The organism is Cohnella thermotolerans DSM 17683, assembly GCF_000429825.1.
GTDB classification, from domain to species: Bacteria; Bacillota; Bacilli; order Paenibacillales; family Paenibacillaceae; genus Cohnella; species Cohnella thermotolerans.
This window is the reverse complement of sequence record NZ_AUCP01000070.1, coordinates 25,160-31,210: the sequence shown is the minus strand read 5'-3', so window position 1 is coordinate 31,210 and position 6,051 is coordinate 25,160. Positions and strand designations below refer to the sequence as shown.

The following is a 6,051-nucleotide window of genomic DNA, read 5'->3' as shown; positions in this document are numbered from 1 at the left end:
AAGTAGAAATTTTCCAACAGATCTGCCATATCCCGATTCGGCACGAACACGTTCGCTCACTCCATCTGCAAGGTTTTTTGCCAATTTTCTATGTTTTCCTTGCAGATAAATTCGACAAAAGTAGCTCAAATCCCTTGTGGAATAAGGATTTTTTGTTCGTTCAGCAAGCCCTAAGTAAGGACAACCGTGCAACCGGAATTTATCCGTCCCCCGCCTACATTTCTTTTCCCTTCTCTGCTCGGATTTACAAACAAATTACACCGATTGAATAACGGCTTAATAAAACCGGTTTACGATTAAGAACGTAATCGGTTCGCATCATCGCGGATGATTGGATCGGAAGATAAGGCCGATTGCGCAGGAAAATCAATAAACCGGTTTAACGAACCCTGCTCATGAGAAAGGAAAGGAATTGTTATCGATGGCCACGATCGACGACGTCGCGAAAGCGTCCGGCGTTTCCAAAGGAACCGTATCCAGCGTATTCAGCAAAAAAAGACCGATCAGCAAAGAAGTGACCGAACGCGTGCTGGCCGCCGCCAAAGAGCTGAACTACAAGCCGAATTACTGGGCCCGCAGCTTGGCGAACAAGTCCACCCGAATTATCGGACTGAACATTCGGGCCGACAAGGTCAAATTCAGCCAGTTCCACCTCTCGCTTCTGAACGGGGTGCTCGGCGTCTGCTACGCTCACGGCTATCGGCTGCTCGTAAACGCCTTGCCCTCGTCCTTTCAGAACCGGGTGGAGCACATGGCGACCGACCCGGTCGACGGCGAGATTCTGCTCGATCCGGAGAATCGCGACCCCCGCATCGCCGAACGGCTCTCGGGCGATGTGCCGATCGTTCTGATCGGCAGACCGTCGCCGGAGTATGAGAACCGCGTCTCTTACGTGGACAACGACAACGTGGAGATGACGCAGCAGATTACCCGCTATTTGCTCGGACTAGGGCATCGAAGCTTCCTGTTTTTGAACGCGCCCAAGTTCCGAACAGTCGCCGACGACCGGGCTCGAGGCTTCCTGGCGGCGGTTCGGGAAGCCGGGCTTCCCCCATCTTCGTACCAAGTGGCGTACAAGCCCGATCCCGACAATCCTTCGTTCGATTTCGGCTACGAGACGACGCTTGGGATGCTCCGGAGCCATCCCGGGATCACGGCCGTCATCGCGGACACGGACACGATGGCTCTAGGCGTTTACAAAGCGGCCGAGACGCTCGGCCTTTCGATCCCCGGCCAGCTGTCCGTGTTCGCCTTCAGCGACGATTCGGTCTTCTCGCCGGAGTTCACGCCGCCGCTCACGGGAGTCCGCCTTCATGCGGAAAGGTTGGGGCGGGAGGCCGCGACCTTGCTGCTCGAGCAGATCAACGGAGCGGCTGGAACCTTCAAGCGAACGATCGTGCCAACCGACATGGTCATCCGCAGTTCTTGCACGGAACCTAAATTGAATTTGGGAGGGAATGTATCGTGAAGTTTAAATTCAGCGCCGCTCTATCCGCCGTTGCAGCCGGAGTTCTGCTTCTGTCCGCCTGCGCCGGCCAAGATTCGTCTTCGCCTGCCGCAACCGGGTCGTCCGAAGCGTCCGATTCCGGCGCTTCGGCCGTTTCGACCGATTCCGTCGGAGGCAAGCTTGTCATTCTGTCCGGCAATGTCGGGGGCAAGACGCCGGAAGGCAATGAGAAATTTGCCAAGGCGCTCGGCGACAAGCTGGGCTTAGACGTCACGCTGGACAAGCCGGCCAGCGATTACGACCAGAAGGTGCTCACCGCCCTCGGTTCGGGCGCCAAATACGACCTGATCGAAGTGAGCGACCTGGCCAAATTGAACGCCTTTATCAGCCAAGGCGTCGTTACCGACGTGACCGACTTCGTCCAGAATTCCCCCGTCCTGTCCGATCCGTCCGTCATTCCGACGGCCGAATGGGATCAGCTCAAAGGGAAGGACGGTAAAATTTACGGCGTCTTCTCCAAATTCCAGGGCGCGACGATGCCGATCGTCCGCAAGGATTGGCTGAACAAGCTGAATCTTCAGGAGCCGAAGACGTTGGACGAGCTCTACGACGTCCTCAAGGCCTTTAAGGAAGACGATCCCGACGGGAACGGGAAAGCCGACACTTACGGTTTAAGCACCTCCGGCTTGTATGACATCCAAGGCATCATGAGCGCGGCGGGTTTGAAATACAGGTACGTGATAAAGGACGGCAAGCGGACGATCCCTTACGCTTCGGACGCCGCCATTCCGATGTACGAATGGTTCGCCAAGCTGGTCAAAGAAGGCATCATGGACCCGAACTTCGTGACGAACGACACGGCAAAGATGCGCAATCTGTTCCTGTCCGACCGCGTCGGCATGATCACCTACTGGGACGCGTGGGTCGGCATGTTTAACAATTTGAAGAAGCAGGAAGACCCTAACACGACCTTCCAGGCGGAAGGCATGGCCAGCATTCCCGCGGCGGACGGCGCCATCTTGATGCGCCGCGGAGATCCGGATTTCTGGATCATTCCGAAGAATGCTCCGCACCCGGAAGCCGCCAAGAAGTTCCTTGAATTTTGGCAGACGCAGGACGGCATTCTGCTCGGCAGCCTGGGCGTCGAAGGATACGATTACACGGTGGACAATGGCGTATATACGCTGACGGACACCGGCAAACAAGCGAATATGGATCATGGCGTTCCTTTCTGGTACAACTCCAACGTGAAGTCGCCGTTCCCGGCGCTGCCCGGCGTCGAGGACGCCATGGCGCTGTCCAAAAAATACGCCACCCTGGAGCTGTCGCTGCCTACTTGGCCGGACGCCGAGAAGATCGTCACGAACTACGCGCTCAAAGCGATGTCCGGCCAAATGCCGGCCAAGGACGCTGTCGCTCAAATGCAAAAAGAACTGAAGGACGCCAATCTGATCGACGAGTAGTCGGCAACCGGCGCAGCGAAGGGCGAGGAACGCCATTCCTCGCTTCTTCGCGCTTCCGGCACTATGGAAGAGGAAGTGTGACCGATGAAGACGTTGAAGAAATATGGCCCGTTCTATCTCCTGATGCTTCCCGTCGCGATCTACTTTATTCTGTTCTCCTATTATCCGCTCGTAAAAGGTTTGCAGACCAGCTTCCAGGACTACAAGCTGATGGGGGCGAGGCCGTATGTCGGGTTTGCGAATTACGAGACGGTTGGGCACGACCCGACGTTCTGGAACGCCTTCTGGAACACTCTTATCATCGGCGGGGGCATATGGATCGGCGGCTTCTTCGCTCCGTTGATCGTGGCCTTGTCGTTAAACGAGGTTTTGCATCGTCCGTTTAAGAAAGCCGCACAGCTGATCCTCTACGTTCCGCATCTGCTGTCGTGGGTCGTCATCGGCGGGGTGTGCATTTTCCTCCTGTCTCCGGACACCGGCTTCGTCAACCTGCTGCTCGGCAAGCTTCTCGGCCTGAAGCCGATCAACTTCCTGGCGGAGGATTCCTGGGCGCGAGGCATCATGATCGGCTCGGCGGTATGGAAGGACATGGGCTACAATTGCATCCTGTTCCTGGCCGGCATCGTCGCGATCAATCCCTCCCTGTACGAAGCCGCGCGAATGGACGGAGCGACAAGATGGCAGCAGTTGCTGTACGTCACCTTGCCTCAATTGGCGAACACGATGAAGGTGATTCTGCTGCTGAACACTTTGGGCATCCTCCGCATCTTCGACCAGATCTTCGTGATGCGCAATCCGGCGATCGCCGGCAAAGTGGACGTGCTGATGATGTACACGTTCCAGAAGGGCATTATGGAGATTCGCATCGGCCCGGCTGCGGCGGCCAGCTTTTATGTCGTCCTGTTGACGCTGCTGCTGACGGTTGCGGTTCGCAAAATGACTCGTTTCGATGAGGTGTAACGGTATGGGGATCGATCGCTACGACCGAATGGGCTGGAAAAACAAAACGTTCGACGCCCTGAACTACGCCTTCTTGCTGCTGCTCATGTTGACGATGATCGTGCCCTTCGTCAACGTCGTCTCCCTCGCTTTCTCGTCCGGCTTGGCGTCGATGCGTCCCGAGATGATTTTGTTCCCGAAGCCATTCAGCACGGAAGGCTTCCGGATCGTATGGCAGAGCCTCGATCTGTGGCGGCCGTTCATGAACAGCGCCGTCGTCACCGTCTGCGGAACGGCTGCGCACGTCCTGCTGTCGAGCCTGGCCGGTTACGTGCTTATTCAGCCGCATCTGCCGGGCCGGAAGCCGATGGTGTCGTTTCTTTTGCTCACCATGATGATTCCGCAGGATGCCATTATGATTCCGCTCTACCTGGTCAACAAGGACCTCCATCTGCTCGACAAGCTGGGCTCGCTCGTGCTGTCGGGCATGGTCTCCGGCTTCTCGATTTTGCTCATGCGCAATTTCTTTGCGAGCGTTCCCTACGAGATGTCCGAATCCGCGCAGATCGACGGTGCGGGAACGATGCGCATTTTCATAACGATGTACATGCGCCTGGCGAAGACGGGCCTTGCGACGGTGGCTTTATTCGAATTTGTAAGCCGCTGGAACATGCTGACCGCACCGGTGCTGCTCATCAACGATCCGGCGAAGACCACGCTCCAGGTGGCGTTGAAATCGATGATCGTCGACACCAGCTCCACCTCCAGCAGCTTCCTGATTACGACCAACGTCCGGATGGCGGGCGTGCTGATCACGATGATTCCGCTGCTGGCCGTCTACCCTTTCGTCCAAAGATATTTTATGAAGGGTATTTTCCTAGGGGCAAATAAAGAATAGAAAGGACGGGATCGAATGTCCGTTGTCTCGGCACAGACCTTGAAGCGATGGATCGCCAAGGAAGAAGAGAAGACATACATCGAGATTCCCTTCGCGGTGGAAGGAGCTGTGGAACGAATCGAGGTCCTCTACGCTTACGACCGGTCAGACGGCCCTGCCGTCGTCGATATCGGACTTCGCTCGCCCGAGCGGATCGTCGGCTGGAGCGGCGGAGCCCGGGAGACGTTTTTCGTCGGTCTCGACACGGCGACGCCCGGCTATTTGGCCGGTCCGATTCCGGAAGGCGAATGGCGCATCCTGCTCGGTGCCTACCGGATTCCTCCGGGCGGCTGCGAGGTGCGGATCGAGCTGAAGCTCGCCTATAAACACCCGCGCTGGATAAAGGGCGATCTGCATATGCATGGCGTCCACAGCGACGGTTCCTATACCATCTCCGATTCCATCCAGTCTTGCAAGGAGAAAGGACTGGCGTTCGCGGCGTTCACGGACCACAACAACGCTTCCCAGAACCTGGCGACGCTGGCCGCCGACGACCGAATCGTGCTCATCCCCGGGGTGGAACTGACCAGCTATAAAGGCCATGCCAACCTCCTCGGGGCGCTCGACGCGCTGGACGATTTCCGCGTTCTCACGCCGGAACAAGCGGCCGAGGCGCTCCGCCGCGCGGCCGGCAAAGGCGCCTTGATCTCGCTAAACCACCCCTTCTGCCCCGATTGCCCGTGGGAGCTCGGGTTCGACGTTCCTTACGACGCGATCGAAGTGTGGAACGGACCTTGGCGTCCGCTCAACGAGACCGCCGTCCATTGGTGGCAGGAGCAGCTTGCCGCCGGCAAGAAAATCGTGGCGATCGGTGGAAGCGACACGCATGCCCCGCATCCTTTGGTGGCCCACGGCACGCCGACGACTTACGTCAAAGCCGATGCCGAGTCCAAGGAAGCCATTCTGCAGGCGATTCGAGACGGGCGAGTCGTTCTTTCGTTCGGTGTGAACGAGACGTTCATCGATCTGTCGCTCGGGAGCGCGGGGATCGGGGAAACGGTGAACGTTCGGGGAGAAAGCGATTTGCAGTTGACGGTGAACGTACGCGGCGCAGCCGGGGATCGCATTGAGCTGTGGTCCGATCGGGGAATCGAGCAGGAGTGGGATGTTGAAGAAGAAGGCGAATTCACGATGCGCGTGCAGGCCGACCGCTTGTTCTACCGGGCGGAAGCGAAACGTTTCTTGCCGCAATGGAATCGGACGATTACGTCCTGCCTGACCAATCCCATTTATATCGGCCACGGCGATTGAACCCTTACGAATGG

Annotated in this window: 6 protein-coding genes; all 6 read left to right on the top strand. The window is 57.4% G+C overall.

Annotated features, from left to right (window positions below):
• On the top strand, positions 1–272 hold a 272-nt coding region (locus G485_RS30650; RefSeq protein WP_027093052.1), incomplete at its 5' end, for a hypothetical protein.
• A 149-nt stretch (positions 273–421) separates the two neighbouring features.
• Entirely contained in the window at positions 422–1,468 is a 1,047-nt protein-coding gene (locus tag G485_RS0113885) for a LacI family DNA-binding transcriptional regulator (RefSeq protein WP_027093051.1), read from the top strand.
• Positions 1,465–2,910, top strand: coding sequence for an extracellular solute-binding protein (locus G485_RS0113880; RefSeq protein WP_156922351.1), 1,446 nt, complete (start codon positions 1,465–1,467; stop codon positions 2,908–2,910). Before G485_RS0113885 ends, G485_RS0113880 begins: the two co-directional genes overlap by 4 nt.
• An 84-nt stretch (positions 2,911–2,994) precedes the next feature.
• Entirely contained in the window at positions 2,995–3,870 is an 876-nt protein-coding gene (locus G485_RS0113875; protein WP_027093049.1) for an ABC transporter permease subunit, read from the top strand.
• A 4-nt stretch (positions 3,871–3,874) separates the two neighbouring features.
• On the top strand, positions 3,875–4,747 hold the full coding sequence (locus G485_RS0113870) for a carbohydrate ABC transporter permease (RefSeq protein WP_035156243.1): 873 nt from the start codon (positions 3,875–3,877) through the stop codon (positions 4,745–4,747).
• Between the two features lie 15 nt (positions 4,748–4,762).
• Positions 4,763–6,037, top strand: coding sequence for a CehA/McbA family metallohydrolase (locus tag G485_RS0113865; protein WP_027093047.1), 1,275 nt, complete (start codon positions 4,763–4,765; stop codon positions 6,035–6,037).
• Positions 6,038–6,051: the final 14 nt, after the last annotated feature.